This window comes from Amycolatopsis speibonae, from assembly GCF_042647925.1.
GTDB lineage: Bacteria > Actinomycetota > Actinomycetes > Mycobacteriales > Pseudonocardiaceae > Amycolatopsis > Amycolatopsis speibonae.
In genome coordinates, this window is sequence record NZ_JBHRWK010000001.1 from 1 (window position 1) to 26,889 (window position 26,889).

General features: G+C 68.9%; 22 protein-coding genes. 7 read left to right on the top strand and 15 right to left on the bottom strand.

Features of this window, described 5'->3' with window-relative positions:
* Positions 1–99 precede the first annotated feature (99 nt).
* Complete coding sequence (locus ACFOSH_RS00005; protein WP_378236467.1) at positions 100–741, bottom strand: TetR/AcrR family transcriptional regulator; 642 nt, start codon at positions 739–741, stop codon at positions 100–102.
* Positions 742–815: 74 nt separating this feature from the next.
* On the opposite strand from ACFOSH_RS00005, the gene wzt reads away from it, so the two are divergent.
* Positions 816–1,583, top strand: a complete 768-nt coding sequence (gene wzt, locus ACFOSH_RS00010; RefSeq protein WP_378236468.1) for a galactan export ABC transporter ATP-binding subunit Wzt/RfbE — start codon at positions 816–818, stop codon at positions 1,581–1,583.
* Here the strand turns inward: wzt and ACFOSH_RS00015 are convergent.
* Positions 1,559–1,804, bottom strand: a complete 246-nt coding sequence (locus ACFOSH_RS00015; protein WP_378236469.1) for a hypothetical protein — start codon at positions 1,802–1,804, stop codon at positions 1,559–1,561. The two genes, wzt and ACFOSH_RS00015, sit on opposite strands and share 25 nt — an antisense overlap.
* Before the next feature lie 369 nt (positions 1,805–2,173).
* Here ACFOSH_RS00015 and ACFOSH_RS00020 point away from each other — a divergent pair, with 369 nt between their 5' ends.
* Complete coding sequence (locus ACFOSH_RS00020) at positions 2,174–2,515, top strand: hypothetical protein (protein WP_378236470.1); 342 nt, start codon at positions 2,174–2,176, stop codon at positions 2,513–2,515.
* A 65-nt stretch (positions 2,516–2,580) separates the two neighbouring features.
* Here the strand turns inward: ACFOSH_RS00020 and ACFOSH_RS00025 are convergent, their stop codons facing one another.
* Entirely contained in the window at positions 2,581–3,777 is a 1,197-nt protein-coding gene (locus tag ACFOSH_RS00025; protein ID WP_378236471.1) for a DUF6986 family protein, read from the bottom strand.
* Between the two features lie 4 nt (positions 3,778–3,781).
* Complete coding sequence (aceB, locus tag ACFOSH_RS00030; protein ID WP_378236472.1) at positions 3,782–5,359, bottom strand: malate synthase A; 1,578 nt, start codon at positions 5,357–5,359, stop codon at positions 3,782–3,784.
* A gap of 122 nt (positions 5,360–5,481) precedes the next feature.
* Here aceB and ACFOSH_RS00035 point away from each other — a divergent pair, with 122 nt between their 5' ends.
* Complete coding sequence (locus tag ACFOSH_RS00035; RefSeq protein ID WP_378236473.1) at positions 5,482–6,258, top strand: IclR family transcriptional regulator; 777 nt, start codon at positions 5,482–5,484, stop codon at positions 6,256–6,258.
* On the opposite strand, the gene ACFOSH_RS00040 is transcribed toward ACFOSH_RS00035, so the two are convergent.
* A complete protein-coding gene (locus ACFOSH_RS00040; RefSeq protein ID WP_378236474.1) occupies positions 6,248–6,979 on the bottom strand; it encodes a TetR/AcrR family transcriptional regulator C-terminal domain-containing protein in 732 nt (243 codons plus the stop codon). The two genes, ACFOSH_RS00035 and ACFOSH_RS00040, sit on opposite strands and share 11 nt — an antisense overlap.
* 107 nt (positions 6,980–7,086) lie before the next feature.
* Here ACFOSH_RS00040 and ACFOSH_RS00045 point away from each other — a divergent pair, with 107 nt between their 5' ends.
* Positions 7,087–8,571: an MFS transporter gene (locus ACFOSH_RS00045; RefSeq protein ID WP_378236475.1), complete on the top strand. Its 1,485-nt coding sequence runs from the start codon at positions 7,087–7,089 to the stop codon at positions 8,569–8,571.
* Positions 8,572–8,635: 64 nt separating this feature from the next.
* Here ACFOSH_RS00045 and ftsY read toward each other — a convergent pair whose 3' ends face one another.
* Complete coding sequence (ftsY, locus tag ACFOSH_RS00050; protein WP_378236476.1) at positions 8,636–9,967, bottom strand: signal recognition particle-docking protein FtsY; 1,332 nt, start codon at positions 9,965–9,967, stop codon at positions 8,636–8,638.
* A 152-nt stretch (positions 9,968–10,119) separates the two neighbouring features.
* Between ftsY and ACFOSH_RS00055 the strand changes: the two genes are divergently transcribed.
* From ACFOSH_RS00055 to ACFOSH_RS00065, 3 genes are all read left to right on the top strand, one after another.
* On the top strand, positions 10,120–11,328 hold the full coding sequence (locus ACFOSH_RS00055; RefSeq protein WP_378236477.1) for an anhydro-N-acetylmuramic acid kinase: 1,209 nt from the start codon (positions 10,120–10,122) through the stop codon (positions 11,326–11,328).
* A 9-nt stretch (positions 11,329–11,337) separates the two neighbouring features.
* The gene (locus tag ACFOSH_RS00060; RefSeq protein WP_378236478.1) at positions 11,338–12,918 is read left to right on the top strand and encodes a sodium:solute symporter; all 1,581 of its coding nucleotides are present in this window, start codon (positions 11,338–11,340) and stop codon (positions 12,916–12,918) included.
* 91 nt (positions 12,919–13,009) lie between these two features.
* Positions 13,010–13,513 (top strand): DUF3455 domain-containing protein, encoded by a 504-nt coding sequence (locus ACFOSH_RS00065; protein WP_378236479.1) that lies wholly within the window; start codon positions 13,010–13,012, stop codon positions 13,511–13,513.
* Positions 13,514–13,836: 323 nt separating this feature from the next.
* On the opposite strand, the gene smc is transcribed toward ACFOSH_RS00065, so the two are convergent.
* The 9 genes from smc to kdpF all read right to left on the bottom strand — a co-directional run bounded on the left by smc (position 13,837) and on the right by kdpF (position 26,452).
* Positions 13,837–17,436 carry a chromosome segregation protein SMC gene (gene smc, locus ACFOSH_RS00070; protein ID WP_378236480.1) on the bottom strand — a complete coding sequence of 1,200 codons (3,600 nt, stop codon included), beginning with the start codon at positions 17,434–17,436 and terminating at the stop codon, positions 13,837–13,839.
* Positions 17,437–17,524: 88 nt separating this feature from the next.
* Complete coding sequence (locus tag ACFOSH_RS00075) at positions 17,525–17,821, bottom strand: acylphosphatase (RefSeq protein ID WP_378236481.1); 297 nt, start codon at positions 17,819–17,821, stop codon at positions 17,525–17,527.
* A 286-nt stretch (positions 17,822–18,107) separates the two neighbouring features.
* Positions 18,108–18,620: a hypothetical protein gene (locus ACFOSH_RS00080; RefSeq protein WP_378236482.1), complete on the bottom strand. Its 513-nt coding sequence runs from the start codon at positions 18,618–18,620 to the stop codon at positions 18,108–18,110.
* A gap of 68 nt (positions 18,621–18,688) precedes the next feature.
* Entirely contained in the window at positions 18,689–19,390 is a 702-nt protein-coding gene (locus ACFOSH_RS00085) for a response regulator (RefSeq protein WP_378236483.1), read from the bottom strand.
* On the bottom strand, positions 19,387–21,972 hold the full coding sequence (locus ACFOSH_RS00090; RefSeq protein WP_378236484.1) for a DUF4118 domain-containing protein: 2,586 nt from the start codon (positions 21,970–21,972) through the stop codon (positions 19,387–19,389). The genes ACFOSH_RS00085 and ACFOSH_RS00090 overlap by 4 nt, the downstream gene beginning before the upstream one ends.
* 5 nt (positions 21,973–21,977) lie before the next feature.
* Positions 21,978–22,589, bottom strand: a complete 612-nt coding sequence (locus tag ACFOSH_RS00095; protein WP_378236485.1) for a potassium-transporting ATPase subunit C — start codon at positions 22,587–22,589, stop codon at positions 21,978–21,980.
* A 4-nt stretch (positions 22,590–22,593) separates the two neighbouring features.
* On the bottom strand, positions 22,594–24,687 hold the full coding sequence (gene kdpB, locus ACFOSH_RS00100) for a potassium-transporting ATPase subunit KdpB (RefSeq protein ID WP_378236486.1): 2,094 nt from the start codon (positions 24,685–24,687) through the stop codon (positions 22,594–22,596).
* A gap of 2 nt (positions 24,688–24,689) precedes the next feature.
* Positions 24,690–26,351 (bottom strand): potassium-transporting ATPase subunit KdpA, encoded by a 1,662-nt coding sequence (gene kdpA / locus ACFOSH_RS00105; protein ID WP_378236487.1) that lies wholly within the window; start codon positions 26,349–26,351, stop codon positions 24,690–24,692.
* Positions 26,351–26,452, bottom strand: a complete 102-nt coding sequence (gene kdpF, locus ACFOSH_RS00110) for a K(+)-transporting ATPase subunit F (RefSeq protein WP_020630647.1) — start codon at positions 26,450–26,452, stop codon at positions 26,351–26,353. The genes kdpA and kdpF overlap by 1 nt, the downstream gene beginning before the upstream one ends.
* Between the last annotated feature and the right edge of the window lie 437 nt (positions 26,453–26,889).

Here is a 26,889-nt window from a genome sequence, read left to right on the forward strand (position 1 = left end):
ATGTCCGCAGGCATCTGGCACAACTGGCAAACCGGCGTGACCAGCAAACGCTCACTCATCGCCTACGACCACTAACACCAACTTCACGGAATCAATCATCTAGGCGGGTCCTGACTCCTCCGGCAAGGTCAAGTAGGCCAGCGCCATCCCGGTCGTTTCGGTCGCCCACGCGGTCCAGTTCAGGCCGTCCGGCCAATACCGGCCACTGGCGGCCCGGTGCACACAGGAACCGATGGTGGTCCGGGCCACCATGCGGATGGCCTGGTCCCGGTCCGGCCGTCGGATCTCCTCGAGCCAGGGCCGAGCAGCCTGCACGAAATCGTCCTGGATCGTGGCCAGCGCTCGGAGGCCACGATCGCGTCCCTCGGCGCGCTGGCTGTCGAGCAGCTCGGGGAAGATCCGGTCGTGGCGGGCGAAGGTCCGCGCCAGAGCCTGGGTGAACGCGACGACGATCCCGGTCAGCCCGGGCTCCGCCGCGCGAAGCGCTTCGCTGACGCCGGTCTCCAGTTGTCCGAGCACCTGGTCCTTCACTGCGTACAGCAGTTGGTTCTTGCCCGAGAATCGGCGATAGATCGCCCCCACGGACATTCCCGCCTGCTCGGCGACCGCCCCGACGGTGAACTCCTCGATGCCCTGACCTGCGAGTACATGCTCAGCGGCGGCCAGCACCTTCTGCAGGGACTCCCGGCTGCGGGCCTGTTGCGGCGGGCGGAAGCCCTGATCGGCGGATGGCTGGTTCACCGGCCGCACGTTACCGCACCCAGATGCGAATGATAACTTCCGTTCGCATTTGACGACAGCGAGGAGGCGGCACCGTGGTGAGCATCGAAGTACAGGGCGCCTACGTCGATTTCCCGATCTTCGACGCCAAGACCCGATCGCTCAAGAAACGGGTGCTCGGCAAGGTCGGCGGCAAGATCGGCACCGACGCGAAGGTCCCGATCATCGAAGCCCTGCGGGACATCTCCCTGTCCTTGAGCGAGGGCGATCGAGTCGGCCTGGTCGGCCACAACGGCGCCGGGAAGTCCACGCTCCTGCGGTTGCTGTCCGGCATCTACGAACCGACCAGGGGCAGCACGCGGGTCGTCGGCAGGATCGCGCCGGTGTTCGACCTCGGGGTCGGGCTGGACCCCGAGGTCTCGGGCCACGAGAACATCCTGATCCGGGGCCTGTTCCTCGGCATGTCCCGCAAGCAGATGACGAAACGGGTCGACGACATCGCGGAGTTCACCGAACTCGGCGACTACCTGCACCTGCCCTTGCGCACCTACTCCGCCGGCATGCGGGTGCGGCTCGCGCTCGGCGTGGTGACCACCATCGACCCCGAGATCCTCATCCTCGACGAGGGACTCGGCGCGATCGACGCCGCGTTCCTCGCCAAGGCACGCGAACGACTGGTCGACCTCGCCCGCCGCGCCGGCGTGCTGGTGTTCGCTTCGCACTCCGACGAACTACTGCGGGAGCTGTGCACCGCCGCGCTCTGGATGGACGAGGGCCGGATCCGCGCGCACGGCCCACTGGACGAGGTTCTCGCGCGGTACCACGGCGCGGAAAACGCTCAGAGGAAGATCTTGACCAGCTGATCCTGTCCGTCCGGATCCCGCAGCACGACCTGTTTGCCCGCACGGAGTTCCGCGTCCACGAACTCGTAGATCAGCAGGGCACGGTTGACCAGGTCGACCTTCTTGAGCCCGGTGCGCTCTTGCAGTTTGCCCAGCGCTTCGACCGCCTCGGCGATCAGCGCGACGTTGACGCGATCGACCACCGCGGGGCGGCCGGTCGCGGTCTCCTCGACCGATGGCATAGCGCTCCCTTCCCCGCGGCTTCGTGCCGCGCACATCATCGTGTCATACAAGGCACATGTTCACCACACTTTCAGCAGTGAATCTGTGTCAAGTAGTTGCGGCACGACTGTGATCGGCGCTACTGTTCTCAAACCAGCTTCGCGGTCGAGAACAAGACTCACGCAGACCCGTCCCCATGCGACGGGTATCACCACCGAAGGCGCGACCACGGCCTTCACGCGTGAGGCACCCGAATGGGAAAGGACCGGACAACCGCGAGCTGGGGGTCTCGTCCGGTCCCGGCAGCCGAAGAGTCGGCTGCCCCCAGTGGTCCCCAGCATGACGCGCCAACCCGGGCTCGCCTGACTGGGCAAAGAAAGGCACGACGCATGGGTGCCGAAATCGACGGCGTGGACGACACGACGTCAGAAGAGATGACGAGCTGGGAAGGGACACCGACCCGGCTCGCGCGCGTCAGGATCGAGACGTCGGAGTTGAAGGCGGAAGCGGCGGTGCCCGCGAGCCAGACACATCGACTGCTCACCACGGTCCTCGACACGCTGGTGGTGCTCGGAGCCGTTCTCGGCCCGCCGTTGACGTTGCAGGTGGTTCCGGCCGCCCTCCCGACGTGGGCGACGGCCGGGACGATCGCGGGTCAGCTCGCCATGCTGGCGCTCGTCGCGAGGTCCGTCCACCACCGGGAAGAAACCGGCCCGCTGCCGACGGACTGAGCCGGGGCGGGCTGAGCAGCGGCTGCGGGAGCGCCTGCCTCGAAAGGCGTTCCCTCAGCCGCTGCTCACACGGTCCGTCGTGCGTAGCCGTCCAATTCCGTCCGGGAGAACGAAAGCTCCCCCGCGTCCAAGGCCCCGCAATCCAGGCCACGCAAGAGGAAACTCGCCAAGGCCTGCGCCGTCGCGGGCTCGTCCAGCACACCTCGTCCGGTCTGGTCGGCGTAGTCCCGCAACCGGCCCAGCGCAGCCGGGAACCCCTCGCGGAAGAACGCGTACGTCGCGGCGAACCGGGTCGGCAGCTGGTGCGGATGCAGATCCCAGCCCTGGTAGAAGCCGCGCTCCAGTGATCGCCGCACCAGCCGCAGATGTTCGCGCCAGGCCGGGAGGATCGCGTCGCCGACGGGCAGTTTGTTCGTCGAGCCGTCCGAGAGGCGGACGCCGGTCCCCGCGGCCGAAACCTGCATGAGCTGCTTGGCGAAGTCGGCGGCCGGATGTTCCATGCTCTGGTACTCGGCGCTGATCCCGAGACCGGCGCTGTAGTCGTACGTCCCGTAGTGCAGTCCCGAACACCGGCCGCGCGCGGCTTCGACGATCCGCGGCACAGCCACCGTCCCGTCGATGTCCACAATGGACTGCGCGGTCTCGATCTGGACTTCGAACCGCAGCGTGCCCGCAGGCAGGCCGTACGCGGATTCGAGGCGCTCCAGGACATCCGCCGCCACTTCGACCTGCTCGACAGCGGTCACCTTCGGCAGCGTGACGACGAACCCGTCCGGCAGCGGCCCGCTTTCCAGCAGACCCGACAGGAAGAGGTCGAGGGTGCGGATGCCGCGGCGCCGGGTCGCCTGCTCGAAGCTCTTGAACCGGATGCCGACGAACGGCGTCCCGCCCGTGATGGCGAGGGTCCGCCCGGCGGCGAGCGCGGTGGCGTCCTCCTCTTCGTCGCCCGGCCTGCCGAGACCGTCCTCGAAGTCGATCCGCAGGTCCTCGATCGGCTCGGTCAGGAGTTTGGTCCTGACCCGATCGGCGATGTCCGCGTCCAGGCCCAGCTGCTCGGCGTGTTCGCCGAAGACCCGCAGGGCCTGCTTGCCCCAGTCCGCCACGAGCCGCGTCTTGTACCGCGACGCGGGTACGTACACGGTGTGCACGGGCTGGCGGCCGGGCGGCTCGCCGGGATATTTGGCCGCGACGCGCGCGTCCGCCTCGGCGAGGCGCGCGTCGGCAGCGGTGTAGACGTCCTCGGTGAGCCGCCCGTTCCCCATCTGTCTACTTGATCCGTTCGTAGGCGGGCAGGGTCAGGAAGTCCGGGAACTCGTCGGCGAGCGCGACCTGTTCGAACAGCTCGACGGCGGGCTCCAGCAGCTCCGGCTTGATCTCGGCGGCGAGTTCGCCGCGAACCTCGGCCAGCACGCCGCGCACCAGTTCGCCGGTCACCTTGTCGCCGGTGTCGAGCCGCGTGCCGTTGCGCACCCACTGCCACACCTGCGAACGCGAGATCTCCGCGGTGGCCGCGTCCTCCATCAGGTTGTGGATGGCCGCCGCGCCGTTCCCGCTCAGCCAGGAGGCGATGTAGCGGATGCCGACGTCGACGGCGGCACGCAGACCGGCCGCGGTGGCGCCACCCGGCGTCGAAGCCGCGTCGAGCAGCTGGTCGGCGGTGACGGACACCTCGTCGCGGGTCCTGTCGAGCTGGTTCGGCTTGTCGCCGAGGACCTTGTCGAACTCCTCGCGGCAGATGTCCACCATGCCCGGGTGCGCGACCCAGGAACCGTCGAAGCCGTCGCCCGCCTCGCGGCTCTTGTCGGCGCGGACCTTGTCGAGCGCCGCGGCGGTGACTTCCGGGTCCTTGCGGTTCGGGATGAACGCGGCCATGCCGCCGATCGCGAACGCGCCCCGCTTGTGGCAGGTGCACACCAGTAGTTCGGTGTACGCGCGCATGAACGGCGCGGTCATGGTGACCGAGTTGCGGTCCGGCAGCACGAACTTCTCGCCCGCGTCACGGAAGTACTTGATGACGCTGAACAGGTAGTCCCAGCGGCCGGCGTTCAGGCCCGAAGCGTGCTCGCGCAGTTCGTAGAGGATCTCGTCCATCTCGAAAGCGGCCGGGATGGTCTCGATCAGCACGGTGGCGCGGACGGTGCCGTGCTCGATGCCGAGCGTCTTCTCCGAGTGGGTGAAGACGTCGTTCCAGAGCCGGGCTTCGAGGTGGCTCTCCATCTTCGGCAGGTAGAAGTACGGGCCCTTGCCGCGGTTGAGCAGCTCCTTCGCGTTGTGGAAGAAGTAGAGGCCGAAGTCGACCAGCGCGCCGACGGCCTGGCGCCCGCCGAAGGACAGGCCGCGCTCGTCGAGGTGCCAGCCGCGCGGGCGGACCACGATGGTCGCGTGCTCGACGTCGTCCTTCAGCGCGTAGCTCTTGCCGCCGCTTTCCAGCGTGATGTTCTCGCGGACGGCGTCGTACAGGTTGACCTGGCCGGAGACGACGTTCGCCCAGTGCGGCGTGTTGGCGTCCTCCAGGTCGGCCAGCCAGACCTTGGCGCCGGAGTTCAGCGCGTTGATGGTCATCTTGCGGTCGGTCGGGCCGGTGATCTCGACACGGCGGTCGCGCAGCGCGGGCGGGGCCTCGGCCACCTTCCAGTCACCCTCACGGACCTGCGCGGTCTCGGGCAGGAAGTCGAGCCTGCCGGTGGTCCTGGCCTCCTCACGGCGCTTGCTCCTGGCCTGCAGCAGCTCGTCGCGGCGGGCGGCGAAAGCCTCGTGCAGACCCGCGAGGAAGGCGAGCGCCTCCGGCGTGAGGATTTCGTTCCCGCGCTCGACCGGATCGCCGAGCACCTGAGCTTCAGACATGAGTAACACCCCGAGTTCGGATAAACAGTGACATTCCTAAAGCAATACGTCCCTACGGTTTTACATGACGGACTATAGTTTCTGCATAGCGGAACATCAACGCCGACGTTAGGAGTACCACGGTGGCAGCGGAGAAGAACGGGCGCGACGGCGGCGTCCAGTCCCTTCAGCGGGCCTTCGAGCTCCTCGAGCATCTCGCGGACACCGGCGGGGAGGCCAGTCTTTCGGAGCTGGCGACCCTGTCCGGGCTGCCGATGCCGACCATCCACCGGCTGATCAGGACGCTGGTGGACCTGGGTTACGTCCGGCAGAACACCAACCGCCGGTACGCGCTGGGCGCCCGGCTCATCCGACTGGGCGAGAACGCAAGCATGCAGTTCGGCTCGTGGGCGCGGCCGCTGCTCGCGGAGCTGGTCGACGAGGTCGGCGAGACGGCGAACCTCGCCGTTCTCGAGCGGGACGAGGTCGTCTACGTCGCCCAGGTGCCGTCGAAGCACTCGATGCGGATGTTCACCGAGGTCGGACGACGTCTCCTGCCCCACGGCACCGGCGTGGGCAAGGCGATGCTCGCGCATCTGGCACCCGACGCCGTCACGGCACTGCTCGCCCGGACAGGCATGCCTTCGTACACCGAGCACACCTTCACCGACCAGGACGCGCTCCTGACCGAGCTGGCGAAGATCGCCGAGCAGGGTTACGCGCTCGACGAGGCCGAGCAGGAACTGGGCGTCCGCTGTGTGGCCGTCGCGGTCCCCGGCGCGCCGGTGCCGGCGGCCGTCTCGGTGTCCGGACCTTCGGGACGGCTCACGATGGAGGCCGTCGAACGGATCGCGCCTGTCGTCCAGCGAATCGCGACCTCGCTCGGTTCGACCCTTTCGCGTGACGGGGTCACCGTTTGAGCCTGGCCGCCAAGCCGTCGAGCATCCTGTCCAGCCCGTAGCGGAACTTCTCGTCGCGAAGCCGCTCCGGGTCGGCCTCGACGTCGTCCTGGACGAGCCGTTCGCGCTGGTGCGGGTGTTCCTGCGCCGCCGCCTCGACGGCGGGGCGCAGTTGATCCGCCCACTCGCGCTCGCTTCGTCCGCTCTTCGCGACCGTCGTGAGCCAAGCCGCTTCGGTCGTCCCCATGCCGATGACGTAAGAGATGACCGCGCTGATCGCCTGGTCGCCCTCGTCGCCGGGGAACCCCGCGGTCACGAAGACGGCCAGCAGCCGCTCGTTGAGCCGCATGACGTTCGGCCCGAGGTACGACAGGCCGACCGAACCGAGCAGTGAAGCGATCCAAGGGTGCCGCAGGATCATCGCGCGGACACTCTGGGCCCCGACGACGGCCGCTTCACGCCATCGCGCCGGATCGTCACTGTCCGGCACGGTGATCTCGCCGTAGACCTCGTCGACGACCAGCTCGATCAGCTCGTCACGGTTGGCCACGTGCCGGTAGAGCGAGGTCGCGCCCGCGTTCAGCGCGGTACCCAGCCTGCGCATGCTCAGCGCGTCGACACCTTCGACGTCCAGGATCCGGACGGCTTCGGCGACGATCTGCGCCTGGCTCAACGCGGGCTGATCCCGTTTGCGAGGGGGGCGGGTCCACACCGACTGGATCGGCTGCTGCTCGGTTGCCATGCCCCCACCCTAGCGCACGACGTACCCCATTGCGAACGCGATTAAGTTCTGCGTACAGTGTGCGCAACAACAGAACAACGTACGCAACCACCTCTGGGGGTAATCCGATGAACGAGACGCGTGACCCGCGCCGCTGGTGGATCCTGATCGTGCTGTGCTTGAGCACGCTCGTGCTGGTCGTGGACAACATGGTGCTGACGGTGGCCGTGCCGCCGCTGGCCGAAGACCTCGGGGCGAGCGCGCAGGACACGCAGTGGATCCTCGACTCCTACATCCTGGTGTTCGCCGGCCTGCTGCTCACGTCGGGAAGCCTCGGGGACCGCTTCGGCCGCCGGAAGGTGATGATCATCGGCCTCCTCCTGTTCGGGGTGGCCTCACTCGTCGCGGCGTTCGCCGGGAACCCCCTGGAGTTGATCCTGTCCCGCGCGGTGATGGGCGTCGGCGGCGCGCTGATCATGCCGAGCACCTTGTCGATCTTGATCACCGTCTTCGACGACACCGAGCGCCGCAAGGCGATGGCGGCGTGGAGCGCGGTCGCGATGCTCGGCCTGATCGGCGGCCCGGTACTGGGCGGCGTGCTGATCGCGTGGTTCTGGTGGGGCGCGGTGTTCCTGATCAACGTGCCGATCGTCGTCATCGCCGTACTCGCCGCGCTCACCCTGATGCCGGAGTCGAAGGGCCCGTGGCAGAAGCCCGACCCGCTCGGCGCGATCCTGTCGGCGACCGGGATGGTCGCGCTGGTCTGGACGATCATCGAACTGCCCAAGCACGGTATCGCCGAGGCCGGCACCTTCGTCCCGCTGGCGATCGCGGTGGTGAGCTTGACCGGCTTCGTGTTCTGGGAGCGGCACACGCCGTCGCCGATGGTCCCGCTCAAGCTGTTCCGCAAGCGCAACTTCAGCGGCGGCAGCCTGTCGCTCACGCTGGTGCAGATCGGCAACGGCGGCCTGCTGCTGCTCCTGACCCAGTACCTGCAGTACGTCCTCGGCTACACCCCGGCCCAGGCGGGTCTCGCGTTCATCCCGATGGCCATCGCGTCGCTGCTCTGCAACACACTCGGCGCCACGCTGGGCCGGAAGGCGGGCAACCGCGTGCTGGCCGCGGCCGGGATGACCGTGATGGCCGCCGGATTCGGCCTGCTCGCGACGCTGTCGGCGACTTCGGGCTTCCTGCTGCCCGCCGTGGCGCTGTTCCTGCTCGGCGCCGGTGGCGGACTGGCGATGCCGTCGGCGATCTCGGCACTGATGAGCGAGGTCCCGGAAGAGCAGGCCGGTGTCGGCTCCGCGCTCAACGACACCATCCAGCAGCTGGGCGCCGCGCTCGGCATCGCGATCCTCGGCAGCATCGTGTCGAGCCTGTTCACCTCGCAGATGCCCGAATCCGCCCCGGCGCAGGCACGGCTCTCGATCGGCGACGCCTTCGCCACCGGTGACGGCGGCCTCATCACCGCGGCCCGCGAGTCGTTCACCTCGGCGATGTCGACGACGTTCGTCGTGAGCGCGGTGGGGGTGCTGGCCGCCGCGGTGATCGCCTTCGCGGTGATGCGGGACAAGAAGGTCGCTCCGGTCGAGAACGTCCCTGTCACGGTCTGAGCGCGCGCTATGAAAGGTCCTTTCCTTGCAAAATTTGCAAGGAAAGGACCTTTCATAGCATTGGCTAGCTGCTGAGCAGGGCTTCCACGAAGGCGCCCGGCTCGAAAGGCGCCAGGTCGTCCGGCCCCTCACCGAGGCCGACCAGCTTCACCGGCACCCCGAGTTCACGCTGCACCTGGAAGACGATGCCGCCCTTCGCGGTGCCGTCCAGTTTGGTCAGGACGATGCCGGTGACGTCGACGACCTCCGAGAACACGCGGGCCTGCATCAGCCCGTTCTGCCCGGTGGTGGCGTCGAGCACCAGCAGCACCTCGTCGACCTTCGCCTGCTTCTCGACGACTCGCTTGACCTTGCCGAGCTCGTCCATCAGGCCGGTCTTGGTGTGCAGGCGGCCCGCGGTGTCGACCAGGACCGCGTCCACGCCCGCCTCGGTGCCGCGTTTGACGGCGTCGAAGGCGACCGCCGCCGGGTCCGCGCCTTCCTTGCCGCGCACGACTTCCGCGCCCACTCGCTCGGCCCAGGTCTGCAGCTGTTCCGCCGCGGCGGCGCGGAAGGTGTCGGCCGCGCCGAGCACGACGGTGCTCCCCTGCGCGACGAGCACCCGAGCGAGTTTGCCGGTGGTGGTCGTCTTGCCGGTGCCGTTGACCCCGGCGATCAGGACGACGGCGGGCTGCTTCACGCCGTCGACGGTGTGCGGCAGCGCGCGGACAGCCCGGACCGCGTCGGTCGAAAGGGCCGCGGTCAGCACCTCCTGCAGTACCGCGCGCGCCTCCTCGGACGTCCGCACGGCGCGGCGCTTCAGTTCCTCACGAAGGCGTTCGACGATCTCGGTGGTCGTCGCCGCGCCCAGGTCCGCCATGAGCAGCGTGTCTTCGACGTCCTGCCAGGAGTCCTCGTCCAGGTCGCCGGCGCCCAGGAGGCCGAGCAGGCTCTGCCCGAACACCGAACGGGACTTGCCCAGCCTGCCGCGCAGCCGCTCCAGGCGCCCGGCCGCCGGGGCGATCTCCTCGGCGGGAACGGGGGCGGGCGCGGGTTCAGGAGCCGTTTCCTCGGCCGGTTCAGGAAGTTCGACGTCACGCACCGTGCGCTGCGCGGAATCCCTCGGCACCGCCGCGTCGTCCCCGACGGCGGGCTGGCCTTCGGTCTCCGGGCGGTCTTCGACCGGATGCTCCGGCTCCTCGGTCTCTTCGGTCTTCTCGCCGCCAGGAGCGAGCGCGATCCCGCCGGTCGCGGTATAACTGCCGCCCTTCGGCTTCTCGCGCTCGACGGCGGCGGCAGCCTTGGACTCGTCCAGGCTGATCCGGCGGCGGCGCGCGATGAGCAGCCCGGTCACCAGAACGGCGACCAGGACCACGACGGCAACGACAACGATCCAGAACCAGGGGGTGCTCGACACGGCGCCATCCTCGCATCCGCGCACGACCCGACGTAGACGCCCCACGGGAAGGAAGCCGATCTTGTCAGGCACCCACTGGATAGGACTCATTTCGGACAAGAAGAAACAGTCTCGCTTGCGCGTTCTCCGGAACGAGCGCTAGACCACTTCGAATGACAGTTTTCTCCGGCTCTGGGGTCCGGATGATCGGGCTCATCTCCGGCACGTCGATCGACGGGATCGACGTGGCGGCCGCCGAACTGCGTGCCGACGGGGACACGGTGGTGCTGTCCCCGCTCGGCAAGCTCGAAGTCCCGTATCCCGAAACGCTCCGCGAAGCCTTGCTCGACGCCTTGCCGCCGAATCCGTGCAGCGCCGAACAGCTCACGAAACTCGACACTTCGGTGGGACAGGCCTTCGGCGAGGCGGCCGCGCGCGGCGTCGAGGAACTGGCCGGCGGCGAAGCGGACGTCGTCGCCTCGCTGGGTCAGACGGTGTTCCACTGGGTCGAGGACGGCACCGCGCGCGGCACGCTGCAACTCGGGAATCCGGCGTGGATCGCCGAGCGCACGGGATTGCCCGTGGTGGCCGACCTGCGCGTGCGCGACGTGGCCGCCGGCGGGCACGGCGCGCCGCTCGCCAGCACCCTGGACGCGTTGTGGCTACGGGACATGGCCGCCTCCGGCCCGGTCGCGGCGCTCAACATCGGCGGGATCGCGAACATCACCGTCGTCCCCGCGACAGGAAACGTCCTCGCCTACGACACGGGACCCGGCAACGCCCTGATGGACATCGCCGCGCACCGGGCCACCGGACAGCGTGCCGACATCGACGGCGCGCTCGCCCTGCGCGGCTCCGTCCGGCCCGACCTGCTGGCGAAACTCCTGCTCGACCCGTATTACGCGGCCGCGCCGCCGAAGTCGACCGGCAAGGAACTGTTCCACGGCGCGTACCTCGACGCGGCGCTCGACGGGCTCCCGCCGATCGGCCCGGAAGATCTTCTGGCGACCTTGACCGAACTGACCGCGGTGACGATCGCCGCGGAATGCCGTCGCCACGACATCGCCACGCTGATCGTCTCCGGCGGCGGCGCCGACAACCCGGCGCTGATGGCCGCGCTCGCCGGGAACCTGCCCGGCGCGGCGCTGAAGACCAGCGACGACCACGGGCTGCCCCGCGCGGGCAAAGAGGCATACCTGACCATTCTGCTCGGCTGGCTGACCTGGTCCGGCGTCCCGGGGAACCTCCCGTCGGCCACCGGGGCACGAGGCGACCGGCTGCTCGGCAGCATCACCCCGGGCGCGGGCCCCCTGCGGCTGCCCGCCCCGCATTCCTCAACCGTGACCCGGCTACGGGTAGCGGCGACGACCGGCGAGCGATAGGAGATACGGATGCGCGCACTTGACCTCGCGATCATCGGGCTTTTTCTGGTCGGGATGCCCCTGTTGGGCGTCTGGATCGGCGGCAAACAGAAATCCGGCTCCGACTACTTCGTCGGTGAAGGCAAGATCTCCTGGTGGGTGGCCTGCCTTTCGGTGGTCTCCGCGGAGACGTCCACCCTCACCGTGCTTTCCGTGCCGACGGTGGCCTACATCGCCACCCCCGGCGACGGCGGGATGACGTACCTGGCACTGGCGATCGGCTACATCGCCGGCCGGATCGTGGTGTCGATGGTGCTGCTGCCGCGCTATGTGGCGGGCAACCTGGTCACCGCGTACGCCTTCCTGGGCAAACGGTTCGGCAGCGGGCTGCAGGGCACCGCGTCGGTGACCTTCCTGCTCACCCGGACACTGGCCGACGGCATCCGGCTGTTCGCCACCGCGATCCCGATCAAGGTCGTGATGGCGGCCTACGGCCTGAACGTCTCGTACTGGACCATCGTGGTCGGACTCGGCATCGCGATGGTGCTCTACAGCTTCTTCGGCGGGGTCCGCGCGGTCGTGTGGGTCGACGCGATCCAGATGCTCTGGTACATCCTCGGCGCGGTCGTGGTGATCTGGGTGATCGCCGGCAGGCTGCCGGACGGCTGGTTCGGCAAGGCCGTCGACGCCAACAAGTTCCAGATCCTCGACTTCTCCTCGAACATGCTCACCGGGCAGTTCGCGTTCTTCACCGCGGTGATCGGTGGCGCGGTGCTCTCGATGGCGTCGCACGGCTCGGACCAGCTGATCGTGCAGCGCCTGCAGTCCACCAACGATCTGCGCGCCGCGCGGAAGGCCTTGGTCGCCAGCGGTTTCGTGGTGTTCATCCAGTTCGCGCTGTTCCTGTTCATCGGTGTGCTGCTGTGGGCGCTGTACAACGGCCTGGCCCCGACCAAGCCGAAGCCGGAAGGCCTCGGGCTGGCCAACAAGGACGAGCTGTTCGCCAACTTCATCGTGAACGACCTGCCGAGCGGGCTTTCCGGCTTCGTGATCGCCGGGATCCTCGCCGCCGCACTGAGTTCGTCGCTCGGCGCGCTGGCGTCGTCCACGGTGACCGACGTCTACGAACGGGTGATCGGCCGGGAACTGCCGGAAGCCGACAGGCTGAAGCACGGCCGGATCTGGACGATCGTCTGGGCGGGCGCACTGATCCTGTGCGCGGGTTTCTTCGCCTCCTCCAACAAGACCTCGGCCGACCCGATCGTGGTGCAGGCGCTCGGCATCACCGGCTACACCTACGGCGCACTGCTCGGCGCGTTCCTCCTGGGGCTGCTGATCAAGCGGGCCAGGCAGGCGGACGCGATCGTGGCGTTCGTGGCGACGGTGATCGTGATGGCGTTCATCATCCTCGGCGTCAAGTTCAACAAACCGGACGGCAGCCTGATCGGTATCGACTTCGGCAAGGCGTCGGGGAACACCGTGGCGCTGGCCTGGCCGTGGTACACGCTGTGCGGCGTGGTGATCACGCTCGTGGTGGGCGGCTTGCTGTCGCTGCGGCACAGCAGCCCGGACCCGCTCACCGAAGACGTCAAGGAATCCTCATCAGTGTGACCTGAGTCACTCTTTTGAACGTTCTCTTCCTCTCCTCCGTGTCAGCTTCGGTACCTGCCTGAAGACGGCGGGTGAGGAGAGGGAGAGAACGATGAAACGAGCAACCGTGTCCATCGCGGTCGGCGCGCTGCTGCTGGGAAGCGGCGCCACCGCCTATGCCGCGACCGACACCGCCGTGCCGGAGTCCGTCAAGGTTCCGGCGGGCAACGAGCGCGTCGCCACCTACCGAGGCGAAGGCGTACAGATCTACGGCTGCACCAACGGGGCGTGGACGCTGATCCAGCCCGCGGCGACACTGAGCCACCGCGGGCGGACCATCGCACTGCACAGCAAGGGGCCGGTGTGGACGTCCACTGTGGACGGCAGCACGGTCGGGGCGGCGGCGGTGCCCGGCGCGTCCAACCCGCGGCCGAACGCGGTGCCGGAACTGCTGCTGAAGGCGAATCTGAACAGCGGTGACGGGATCTTCGGCAAGATCACCTACGTCCAGCGGCTCGACACGCACGGCGGGCTCGCCCCGGCGGGCACCTGCACGGCAGGCGCGCAGACGGCTGTCCGGTACTCCGCCGACTACGCGTTCTGGGTCGCGAAGTAAGCGCTAGACGGAAACCGGGTCCCCTTCGCCTCGGGTCTTACGGTCCGCCGGGGGTGACGGAGGCCAGAAAGCGTCGCGAAAGCCACTTTCGGGACGTCGAGTGTCCCGAAAGTGGCTTTCGCGACGTCGGCGGAGACAAGCGGGTGGTCGGTGCGGGTGGTCGTGAGTGGCAAGTGGGGTTAGAACGACACTTGCCACTCACGACCCCCTCGGCCCAATGCGGACTGGTGGAAGGCGGCGTTGCGAAAGCCACTTTCGCAACATCCCAGGCCGATATGCACGCGAGTGCGCATGGCACCTTTGCCTTACCCCGCAAATAAATGCTACGCGGGAACCGGGTCCTCTTCGGAGGTCCGGAGCCGTTGCGAGATCACCTTGGTGATGCCGTCGCCCTGCATCGAAACGCCGTACAGGGCGTCGGCGATCTCCATGGTCGGCTTCTGGTGGGTGATGATGATCAGCTGCGAAGAGTCCCGCAGCTGCTCCAGCAGCCCGATCAGCCGTCGCATGTTGGTGTCGTCGAGCGCCGCCTCGACCTCGTCCATGACGTAGAAGGGCGAAGGCCGGGCGCGGAAGATGGCCACCAGCATGCCGACGGCGACGAGCGACTTCTCGCCACCGGAAAGCAGCGAGAGCCGCTTGACCTTCTTGCCCGGCGGGCGCGCTTCGACGTCGACACCGGTGGAGAGCAGGTCGTTGGGCTGCGTGAGCACCATGCGTCCCTCGCCGCCCGGGAACAGCACGCCGAACACGGTCTCGAACTCGCGCGCGACGTCCTCGTACGCGGACTCGAACACCTCGAGGATCTTTTCGTCGACCTGCTTGATGACGGCTTCGAGGTCCTTGCGGGTGTCCTTGAGGTCTTCCAGCTGGGTCGAGAGGAACTTGTACCGCTCCTCCAGCGCCGCGAACTCCTCCAGCGCCAGCGGGTTGACCTTGCCCAGCAGGCTCAGGTCCTTCTCCGCGCGCTTCGCCCGGCGAGCCTGGGTGTCGCGGTCGAACGGCATGGGCGGCGGCTGGGTGACGTCCTCGCCGCGTTCCTTGGCCGCCTCGTACTCGGCCATCTCGCCCGCGCTCGGCGGCACGGGGTTGTCCGGGCCGTACTCGGAGACGAGGTCTTCGAGCCCGATGCCGAAGTCCTCGGCGATCTTGGTTTCGAGCTGCTCCAGCCGAAGCCGCTGCTCGGCGCGCAGCACCTCGTCGCGGTGGACGGCGTCGGTGAGCTTCTCCAGTTCACCGGTCAGCTCGCGGACCTTGCTGCGGACCTGGGTCAGCGCGGTCTCCCGCGACTGCCGCTGCGCCTGCGCCTCGTCCCGTTCGTGGGCGGCGCGCTGCACGGAGACCTCGATGCGCTCCAGCGCGATCTCGCCGCCGTTGACCACCGCGTTGGCGATCTCGGCGCCGCGTTTCCGCGCCGCCCTGGACTTTTCGGCGCGTTCACGGGCCTGCTGCTCGGCGTGCGCGGCACGGCGAAGCGATTCGGCCCGGCCCTGGATGCTCCGCGCCCGCTCCTCGGCGGTGCGCAGCGCGAGCCGGGACTCCATCTCCTCCTGGCGGACCGTGCCGAGGTCTTCGGCGGCCTGGTCACGCTCGGCGGTGTCCGGATCCTCGTCGATCTCCTGGTCGGCGACGGCGGCGAGCCGCTCTTCGAGTTCCGCCAGCTGCTGAAGCGCCTGTTCGCGGCTCTGCTCGACCTTGGTGCGCTGACTGCTCAGCCGGTCCATCTCGGCCTGCGCGCCACGCGCGGCCTGCTGCAACCGGTTCAGCCGCTCGGACGAACGCGCCTTGCGGACCTTCGCGTCCCCGAGCGCGTCCTTGGCCCTGCCGACCTCTTCGCGCCGGGCCTGCTGTCCGGTGCGGGCGCCTTCGAGTTCCGCGGCGGTGCGTTCGAGGGTGCGCTCGGCGGCGTTCAGCCGATCACCCGCCTCGTCGACCGCGGCCTGCACCTCGATGACACTCTCACTGCGGGCGGAACCGCCGACGGCCCAGCGGGCGCCGAAGACATCGCCCTCGGGCGTGACCGTGCTGACCTCGGGATACACCTCGACGAGACGGCGCGCGGACTCCAGACCGTCCACAATGGCCACCCGGTCGAGCGCGTGCTCGACGGCGAACCGCAGCGCGGGCGGCGCCGAAACCACTTCGCGTGCCCAACGCGCGCCCTGGGGCAGCGACGGCCAGGCACTGGTGTCCACAGTGGACCCCAGCCCGCCGAGCAGAATGCCCGCGCGGCCGGAGTCGTTGTCCTTCAAGAACTTCAGCGCGGCGAGCGCGTCGGCGCCGCCGTTGACCGCGACCGCGTCGGCGACCGGGCCGAGCGCCGCGGCCAGCGCGACCTCGTGGCCGGCCTCGACGGTGAGCAGCGCGGCCACCGAGCCGAGCAGACCCGGCAGTTCGTGCTGCGCGCCGAGCAGCGCGCCGGCGCCGTCCTTGCGGCGCAAGCCCATCGACAGCGCCTCGACGCGGGCCTTCTCCGACGCGATCTCGCGTTCGGTGGCCCGCTCGGCCTTGACCAGTTCCTCGACCCGCGCCTTGGCGGCGTTGTTGGCCTCCACCGCGCGGTCGTGGTGAGCCTGCAGGTCGAAGTCGTCGGACTCCTCGACGCCGCCTTCGGCCTTGGCTTCTTCGAGTTCCTCGACGGCGATCTCGGCACGCTCGGCGGCCTCTTCGAGCGAGACGGTGAGCCTGTCGATCTCGTCGGAGGTGGCGCCGTTCTTACTGCGCAGCGCCTCGACCTGCCCGGCGAGCTTCGCCAGCCCCTCCCGCCGGTCGGCGATGGCGCGGACGGCGGCCATATGCGCGCGCTCGGCGGCCTGGACGAGATGTTCGAGCTGCTCACGCTTCTGGACGGTCTCCGAAAGCACCATGCGCGCCTCGGCGACGGCCTCGTTGAGCTCCTGCTCCTGCTCGGCGACGTGCTCGGCCTCGGCGAGCAGCTCTTCGGGGTCGCGGCCGGTGCTCGCCTGCTGCACGTCGGACGAGAGGTGCCGCTGACGTTCCAGCGCGAGCCGCACGGTGCCGCGCAACCGCTCCGTCAGCGCGGAAAGCTTGTACCAAGTCTCCTGGGCCGCGGCGAGACGCGGCGCGTCTTCGGCGAGCGAGGCTTCGAGCTCGGCCTCCTCGGCGGCGACGATCTCCAGCGCCTGCTCGACTTCGCCGCGACGCAGGCGGGCGACGCGCTCGTCGGCCTCTTCCTTGGCGATGCCTTCGCGCTGGGAGACCAGGTCGTGGGCGAACAGCCGAAGCCGGGCGTCGCGCAGTTCGGACTGCACCCACTGCGCCTTGCGGGCGATCTCGGCCTGCTTGCCCAGCGGTTTGAGCTGGCGGCGGAGCTCGGTGGTGAGGTCGCCGAGGCGGTCGAGGTTGCCCTGCATGTTCGCGAGCTTGCGCAGGGTCTGTTCCTTGCGCTTGCGGTGCTTGAGGACACCGGCGGCCTCTTCGATGAAGGCGCGGCGCTCCTCGGGCTTGGATTCGAGGATCGCCGAAAGCTGGCCCTGCCCGACGATGACGTGCATCTCGCGGCCGATACCGGAGTCCGACAGCAGTTCCTGCACGTCCATCAGGCGGCAGCGGTCGCCGTTGATCTCGTATTCGCTCGCGCCGTCACGGAACATGCGGCGGGTGATCGAGACCTCGGAGTACTCGATGGGCAGCGCGCCGTCGGCGTTGTCGATGGTGAGGGTGACCTCGGCGCGCCCGAGCGGGGCGCGGCCGGTGGTCCCGGCGAAGATGACGTCCTCCATCTTGCCGCCGCGCAGGTCCTTCGCGCCCTGAGTGCCCATGACCCAGCGAAGCGCGTCGAGGACGTTCGACTTGCCGGAGCCGTTCGGCCCGACCACGCAGGTGATGCCCGGCTCGAAACGCAGCGTCGTCGCCGAGGCGAAGGACTTGAAGCCCTTGAGCGTCAGGCTCTTCAGGTGCACGTCGTGCTGACCCCTCTGGCTGCGGGAACCGGTCGTTCAATCGGCCCAGGCTACCTCTGTGCTCAGCGTGACAGTGGGACGCGGTGCGTCAGCGCTCCACGAAGCCGCGGATCCCGCCTTTCGCAGGCGACCAGCGCTCGACGACTCGATCCACACTACCGGGTGATTCTCCTGATCGGAGAGCTGCCAAAAGCCGCTCACAGTGGTCACGGACACCCTCCGCTACCACCTGGACACGGCCGTCGGCCAGATTGCCCGCGCTGCCGACCAACCCCAGCTCAAGCGCCCGACTGCGGGTCCACCAGCGGAAACCGACCCCCTGGACCCGGCCGTGCACCCACGCCGTCAACCTGATGTGCGTTTCTTCCTCACTCACGACCCCCATCGTGCACCATGCGGATGAACGCGGAGGGTGAACACAACGTTCGCAGCAGTTCGCAGACAGTGAAGGTGCGGTGATAACCTCCGCGCCGGGTCCCCACTTTGGGCTACCTCACCCGGGTAGCCGGAAGCGACGCGGTGTTCTTCATTCTCACACCGCCGCCGCTTCAACTCCCCGAAGTCCCCCATCCGAGGAGCCAGCACATGCCCCGTCCCGACGGGTCTGATCCGAGCGCACGCGTGTCCGTGGCACCCCCGCGCGGTGCCACCGGCAAGCTCAACCGTGCCGGCTACGCCGTACTCGGCGTCAGCGGCCTCGTGGTGGCGACGGCCTTCGCCGCGATCGCCGAACTGGCGGGCCCCGGTGTGTCGGCCACCGCGGGCGGCACCGGCGTCCCCGGCGGGCAGAACACCTCCCCCGCCGGCGTCCAGCTGGTCCCGGGCAACGCCGTCCCCGGCGGCCCGATGACCGTCAGCGGCTCACCGATCCCCGGCGCGTCCTCCAGCTCGACCGCGCCGCCGACCACGGTGACGTCGGTCGGCCCGGACGGCAAGGAGACGACGAGCGTCGTCGCCCCGCCGCCGGTGGTACCCCCGCCGGGTGGCGGCGAGCCGCCGCACACGGTGATTCCGACGCCGACCACTCCGAAGCCCACGCCTACACCGACGAAGACGCCGACGCCCACTCCGACGACCACGCCCACGACGCCGACGTCGGATCCCCCGTCGAGCCCGCCGGGTGGCGGCTCCAGCTCCAGCGGCGCCCCGGACTCGTCGCCGGGCCGGTCCAGCACCTCCGGCACCGACACCTCCACGAGCAGCGCCCGATAAGACTTCGCAATTAGTCACCTAAATGCGGGCACTCAGCGGCTCACATCTCGAACCGGTACCCCATCCCCGGTTCCGTCAGCAGGTGCCGCGGCCGCGAGGGTTCCGGTTCCAGCTTCCGCCGCAGCTGCGCCAGGTACACCCGCAGGTAGTGCGACTCGGTCTCGTAGGTCGGCCCCCACACCTCGTGCAGCAGCTGTTTCTGCGCCACGAGCCGTCCCCGGTTGCGCACCAGCAGTTCCAGCACGCCCCATTCGGTCTTGGTGAGGTGCACTTCCTTGCCGTCCCGGCGCACCTTCTTCGCCGCGAGGTCGATGCGGAACGAGCCCGTGTCCACCACCGCGTCCACACCGTCCACACTGGACGACGCCGAACGGCGGACGGCGGCACGAAGGCGCGCGAGCAGTTCGTCCATGCCGAAGGGTTTGGTGACGTAGTCGTCGGCGCCGGCGTCGAGGGCCTGCACCTTGTCGGCCGAGTCGCCGCGCGCGGACAGCACGATGATCGGCACCGTCGTCCAGCCGCGCAGGCCGGCGATCACTTCGGTGCCGTCGAGGTCAGGCAGGCCGAGGTCGAGCACGACGACGTCGGGTTTGGTCTCGGCGACGGCCTTCAGCGCGGCCGTCCCATCGTGCGCGGTGATCACCTTGTAGCCGCGGGCGGACAGGTTGATCCGCAGGGCTCGCACGATCTGCGGTTCGTCGTCGACGACCAGCACGGTCGCCGACGCGGTGTCTGCGCTCATCGCACTCGCTCCTCCTCTTCGTTTTCCAGGCCCTCGTCGTCGAAAGCGAGGAGGCTCTTTTCCGGATCCTGACCAACATATGCGGGCAGCGAGATGACGACGGTGAGCCCGCCGCCGGGCGTGTCCTCCGCCCGGATCCGCCCGCCCATCGCCTCGGTGAACCCCTTGGCGACCGAAAGCCCCAGTCCCACGCCGGGCACGCTGTCCCGGTCTCCCCCGAGCCGCTGGAACGGCGCGAAGGCTGAGTCCGCGGTGCCCTTCTTCAGCCCGCGCCCGTGGTCGATGATGCGCAGTTCGACGTGCTCCGAATGCGTGCTGGCCCGCGCCGAGATCGGCTCGCCGGACGCCCCGTGCCGCAGCGCGTTGTCGACCACGTTCGCCACGACCCGTTCCAGCAGGCCGGGGTCGGCGCACACCGACGGCAACCGCGAGTCGATCGCGACCACGACCGAGTCCGAGTTGTCCACATTGGACAGCGCGTGCGCGACGACCTCGTCGTAGCCGACCGGGCGCAGGAGCGGGCGGACGGCGCCGGTCGCCAGCCGCGACGAGTCGAGCAGGTTGTCGATGAGCCCGGCGAGCCGGTCCGCCGATTCCTCGATCGCTTCGAGCAGCTCGTCGGTGTCCTCTTCGGACAGTGAGATGTCGGTGGCGCGCAGGCTGCCGATGGACGCCTTGATGGACGTCAGCGGCGTCCGGAGGTCGTGTCCCACGGCCGACAGCAAAGCCGTCCGGAGTTCGGTCGCCTCGGCCTTGCGCTCGGCGCGGACGGCCGCCTTCGCCGTCCGCTGCTGCCGCAGGGCCAGCAGGGCCTGCCCGGCGACGGCTTCCAGGACTCCCCGGTCCGACGCGGGCAGCGCTCGGCCGCGCAGCGTCAGGTGGACGTCGGCGGTGACGGCGATGTCGGCGTCTGCCTGGTCCGGGTCGGCACAGGGATCCGAGCCGGCGTTCGCCACCCGCTTCCACTTGCCGTCCCGCTTTTCCAGCAGGGTCACCGAAGTCATCCCGAAGTTCTCGCGGACCTTCTCCAGCAGCCGCTCGATCGGGTTGGTGTGCGAGAGCACGGTCCGCGCGTAGGAGGCGAGCAGCGCCGCCTCGGTCCGCGCCCGTGCGGCCTGCGTCGCGCGCCGGGCGGCGGTGTCGACGACCGCCGCGACGAGGATCGCCACCAGCACCATCGCGACCAGCGTGATCACGTTGCGCGGCTCGTGGACGGTGAGGTTGTACAGCGGCGGGGTGAAGAAGAAGTTCAGCAGCCCGGCCGAGACCACCGCCGCGAGCAACGCGGGGCCGAGCCCGCCGACAAGCGCGACCAGCACCGTCGCGAGGACGTAGTCGATCACGTCGGTGGAGAAGTCGAGCTGGTCCCTCAGCAGGGCCCCGAGCAACGTCGCCAAAGCAGGCAGCACCAGCGAGAGCGCCCAACCGGTCAGGCGCCGTGACGGCGTCAAAGGGCTCCGGGCGAACCGGGCGCGCAGCCGTCCGCCCGCCTGGGCGTGCGTGACCATGTGGACGTCGATCGGGCCGGACCGCTGGACCACGGCCGCGCCGATGCCCTCGTCGAACAGCCGTGCCACCCGTGACCGCCGCGAAGTCCCGACGACCAGCTGGGTCGCGTTCACCCCGCGCGCGAAATCGAGCAGCGCCATCGGGACGTCGTCGCCGACGACGGTGTGGAAGGTCGCGCCGACCTCCTCGGCCAGCTTCCGGTACTTGCCGACCGCCGTCGGCCCCATCCCGGCGAGCCCGTCCCCGCGCAGGATGTGCAGCACCTGCAGTTCGGCGCCCGCGCGGTTCGCGATGCGGCTCGCGCGGCGGATCAGCGTCTCGCTCTCCGGGCCGCCGGTGACGGACACGACCACCCGTTCGCGTGCTTCCCACGTGTCGGTGATCTTCTGCTCGGCCCGGTACCGCTGCAGCGCCACGTCGACCTGGTCGGCGACCCACAGCAGCGCGAGCTCCCGCAGCGCGGTGAGGTTGCCGGGCCGGAAGTAGTTGCCCAGCGCCGCGTCGATCCGCTCGGCCGGGTAGACGTTGCCGTGCGCCAGGCGCCGCCGCAGCGCCTCGGGCGTGATGTCCACCAGCTCCAGCTGCTCGGCCCGCCGCACGACCTCGTCGGGCACCGTCTCCTGCTGGGTGACACCGGTGATCCGCTCGACGACGTCGTTGAGGCTCTGCAGATGCTGCACGTTGACCGTGGAGAGGACGTCGATCCCGGCGGCGAGCAGTTCGTCGATGTCCTGCCAGCGCTTCTCGTTGCGCGAACCCGGAACGTTGGTGTGCGCGAGTTCGTCGACGACGGCGACCTCGGGCGCGCGGGCGAGCAGCGCGTCGAGGTCCATCTCGTCGAACTCGTGGTCGCGGTGCTCGGACCGGCGGCGCGGCACGGTCTCGAGCCCCTCGACGAGCTCCGCGGTCTTCTTGCGCCCGTGCGTCTCGACCAGGCCGATGACCACGTCGGTGCCCCGGTCGAGGCGGCGCCGCGCCTCGCCGAGCATCGCGTAGGTCTTGCCGACGCCCGGGGCCGCGCCGAGGTAGATCCTCAGCTCACCCCGGCGCGGCTTGGTCGTGTTCTCGTCCACGTCTGTCAGTGTGCTCCTCCGGCCGCGTCGCGCACGGCCAAGTTGACCTTCAGCACAGTGACACCCGGCGCACCGATCCCGGTGCCGCTCGTGTTGTCGGCCACGAGCTGCCGGACCTTGTCCTCGGACAGGCCGGTGTTCCGCGCCACCCGCGGGATCTGCAGGTCCGCGTAGGCCACGCTGATCGCCGGATCCATCCCCGAGGCCGACGCCGTGACCGCGTCGGCGGGCACCTGCGACTCCTGGACGCCTTCGCGGGCGGCGACGATCTTCTTGCGTTCGCCGATCGCGGCGACCAGGTCCTCGTTGTACGGGCCCTTGTTCGACGGACCGGACGACGACGGGTCACCGGGGCCGAGGACGTCCTTGGAACCCGCGGACGGACGGTTGTGGAACCACGGGTCCTTGGCCGGGTCGGCCGCGACCGGGTCGACGCCGATCAGGGACGAGCCGACGGCTTGGCCGTCCTGGCTGATGATCGAGCCTTCGGCGTTGCCTTGGAGACCGGGGATCCGGGAGACCGCCCACACGCCGAGCGGGTAGACGACGCCGAGGAGCACGGTCATCACGAGCAGGACGCGCAGCCCGGCGAGGGTCTGCTTCAACAGTGCGTTCATGGGATTACCCGATTCCAGGGATGAGACGGACGAGCAGGTCGATCAGCCAGATCCCGAGGAACGGGCTGACGATGCCGCCGAGGCCGTAGACCAGCAGGTTCCGGCGCAGCAACGCCGATGCGGACGACGGCTTGTAGCGAACGCCCCGCAGGGCGAGCGGGATCAGCCCGACGATGATCAGCGCGTTGAAGATGACCGCCGACAGGATCGCCGACTTCGGCGTCGCCAGCTGCATGACGTTGAGCGCGCCGAGCTGGGCGAAGATGCCGGTGAACATCGCGGGCAGGATGGCGAAGTACTTCGCGAGGTCGTTGGCGACGCTGAAGGTGGTCAGCGCGCCGCGGGTGATCAGCAGCTGCTTGCCGATCTCCACGATCTCGATCAGCTTCGTCGGGTCGGAGTCGAGGTCCACCATGTTCCCCGCCTCCTTGGCGGCGGAGGTCCCGGTGTTCATCGCGACGCCGACGTCGGACTGCGCCAGCGCGGGGGCGTCGTTGGTACCGTCGCCGGTCATCGCGACCAGCCGCCCGCCCTCCTGCTCCTTCTTGATCAGCGCCATCTTGTCTTCGGGTTTGGCCTCGGCGAGGTAGTCGTCGACACCCGCGTCCTGGGCGATGGCCTTGGCCGTGAGCGGGTTGTCCCCGGTGATCATGACGGTCTTGATGCCCATCGACCGGAGCTGGACGAACCGCTCCTTCATCCCCGGTTTGACCACATCGGACAGCCGGATCACGCCGCGCACGAAGGCTTTCGCGCCGTCGTACTCCGCGACCACCAGCGGGGTCCCGCCCTGCTGGCTGATCTCGTCGACGACGCGTTCGGTCTCGTCCGGCATTTCGCCGCCGCGTTCGCGGACCCACGCCCGCACCGACGCGGTGGCACCCTTGCGGACCTGGCGCTCGCCGATGTCGATGCCGCTCATCCGGGTCTGCGCGGTGAACTCGACGAAGTCCGCGAGCTTCTCGTCGTCGGACGCCGTCTCCGCGAGCCCGTGTTCCCTCGCGACGAGTTCGACGATGCTGCGGCCTTCCGGGGTGCCGTCGGCGAGGCTGGACAGCCGGGCCGCCTTGGCGATGTCGTCCGAAGTGGACGATCCGACCGGGATCAGCTCGGTGGCCTTGCGGTTGCCGAAGGTGATCGTGCCGGTCTTGTCCAGCAGCAGCGTCGAGACATCGCCCGCGGCTTCCACCGCGCGACCACTCGTCGCGAGGACGTTGCGCTGCACCAGCCTGTCCATCCCGGCGATGCCGATCGCGGAGAGCAACGCGCCGATCGTCGTCGGGATCAGGCAGACCAGCAACGCGGTCAGCACGATCACGGACTGCTGGCTGCCGGAGTAGCCCGCCATCGGCTGCAGCGCCACCACGGCGAGCAGGAAGATGATCGTGAGCGTCGAGAGCAGGATCGTCAGCGCGATCTCGTTCGGCGTCTTCTGCCGGGAAGCGCCTTCCACCAAGGCGATCATGCGGTCCACAAAGGACTCGCCGGGTTTGGTGGTGATCTTCACGACGACGCGGTCCGAGAGCACCGTGGTGCCGCCGGTGACCGCGCACCGGTCGCCGCCCGACTCACGGATGACAGGAGCCGATTCGCCGGTGATGGCCGATTCGTCGACGGTCGCGATGCCTTCGACGACATCGCCGTCACCCGGGATGACCTGCCCCGCCTCGACGACCACGAGGTCGCCGACGCGCAGGTCCGCGCCCGGCACGTTCTCCTCGTCGCCGTCCTCGGTGAGGCGGCGCGCGACGGTCTCCTTCTTGCTGCGCCGCAGGGTTTCCGCCTGCGCCTTGCCCCGGCCTTCCGCGACGGCCTCGGCGAGGTTCGCGAACAGGACGGTGAACCACAGCCAGATCGTGATGAGGATGGTGAACACGCTCGGGTCGGTGATCGCGAAGACGGTGGTCAGCGCCGAGCCGATCCACACCACGAACATGACCGGGTTTGCCAGCTGGTGCTTGGGGTTCAGCTTGCGCAGCGCCTCCGGCAGCGAGGTCAGCAGCTGACGAGGACTGAAGATCCCCGCGCCGACCCGGCCCGCGTTCTCCGCGTGGTGCTGGGATACCTCTTCGGGGGGACGTTCTTGAGTGACGGTCATGCTCATGCCAGTGCTTCCGCTATAGGCCCGAGCGCGAGCGCCGGGATGAAGGTGAGGGCCGCGACGAGCACGATCGTGCCCGCGAGCATCGTGCCGAAGAGCGGTCCGGTGGTGGGCAGCGTGCCGGCGGTCTCCGGGACCTTCCGCTGCGAGGCAAGGGATCCGGCCAGGCACAGCACGGCGAGGATCGGGATGAACCGGCCGAGCAGCATGGCCACCGACAGCGAGGACTGGAACCAGTCGTTCGTCACGGTGAGCCCGCCGAACGCGCTGCCGTTGTTGTTGCCCGCCGACGCGTAGGCGTACAGCACCTCGGAAAGGCCGTGCGCGCCCGAGTTCGTCATGGCGGCCGGGGTGTCGGCCAGCATCAGCGCGATCCCGGAGCCGAGCAGGACCACGGTCGGCATCGCCAGCATGGCGACGGCCGCGCAGGTGACCTCGCGTTTGCCGAGCTTCTTCCCCAGGTACTCCGGCGTCCGGCCGACCATCAGCCCGGCGAGGAACATCGCGATCACGGCCATCACGAGGATGCCGTAGAGACCGGTGCCCACCCCGCCCGGCGAGATCTCGCCCAGCAGCATGTTGAGCAGGACCCCGCCGCCGCCGAGCCCGCTGTAGCTGTCGTGCGCGCCGTTGACCGCGCCGGTCGACGTGCCGGTGGTCGCGGTGGCGAACAGCGAACTCAGGCCGATGCCGAACCGCTGTTCCTTGCCCTCCAGGTTCGCCCCGGCGGCCAAGGACGCGGGACCGCTCGCGTGGGCTTCGGACAACCAGGTCACCGTGAGCATCGCGGTGAACAACGTGGCCATCACCGAGAGCAGGACGTAACCCTGTTTGGTGTTCCCGACGAGCTTGCCGAACGTGCGGGTGAGCGAGACCGGGATGACCAGGATCAGGAAGATCTCGATCAGGTTGGTCCAGGCGTTGGGGTTCTCGAACGGGTGCGCGGAGTTGGCGTTGAAGATGCCGCCGCCGTTGGTGCCGAGTTCCTTGATGGCTTCCTGGCTCGCGGCGGGCGCGAGCGCGATCTTGCTCGTGCTGCCGTCGGGGTTGAGGACGTCGACGCCGCTCTTGAGGCTCTGGACGACGCCGAGCGCGATCAGCACGATCGCGGCCACGAACGCGATCGGCAGCATGATCCGGATCGTGCCGCGGGTGAGGTCCACCCAGAAGTTGCCGAGGCGGTCGGTCTTAGCGCGCACGAAGCCGCGGACGACCGCGACGGCGACCGAAAGACCCACGGCGGCCGACAGGAAGTTCTGCACCGTCAGCCCGGCCATCTGCACGAAGTGGCCCATGGTCGCTTCGGGGCTATAGGACTGCCAGTTCGTGTTGGTCACGAAGCTGACGGCGGTGTTGAAGGCGACCGCCGGCGAGACCGGTTCCTTCCCGAGGCTCCACGGCAGGATCGCCTGGAGCCGCTGAAGCAGGTACAAGAACACGACGGAGACGAACGAGAAGCCGATCACGGCGGACGCGTAGGTCTTCCAGTGCTGTTCGGAACCGGGGTTCACCCGGAACAGGCGGTACAGGCCACGTTCGGCCTTGGTGTGTTTCTCCGAAGAGAACACGCGCGCCATGTAGTCGCCGAGTGGTTTGTAGACCGCGGCGAGCGCGACGAGGAGGAGGCCGGCCTGCAAGAGGCCGGCCGCGGTGTCTGACATCAGAATTTCTCCGGCCTGACCAGTGCGATGAACAAATAGACGATCAGCCCCAGCGCCAGCAGACCGCCGACGACATTGGCCACGGTTCCCGTGCCGGTCACAGCTTCTCCAGACCGCGAAGGGTCAGGGCGAGAACCACGAACACGCCGATCAGGAGCACGGCGTAGAGCAAGTCGGCCACTAGGCACCTCTCAGGACAGGTCACCCCATCGGTGACCAGGACTCCGCAACAGTGCGCCTGGTCAGACCGTTTCCGGTGATCGACTGACGGCCTCTTGATGCCCCGAACGGGTGCCTTTACGGCTTCTTGATGCCCGGTGACGTGTCCCACAGACGGTGACGCACCGAGGACGGAGCGTGCAATTCGGGCAGACAAGCACGGCGAAGCGTGTTACACCGGTGTTACGGATAGTTGTATACGCTAACTAATCACCGGGAGGTAGCGATGTGCGGAATCGCAGGGTGGGTCTCCTTCGGCACGGACCTGACACAACGCCGTGAAGTCATCGACGCGATGACCGCGACCATGGCGTGCCGC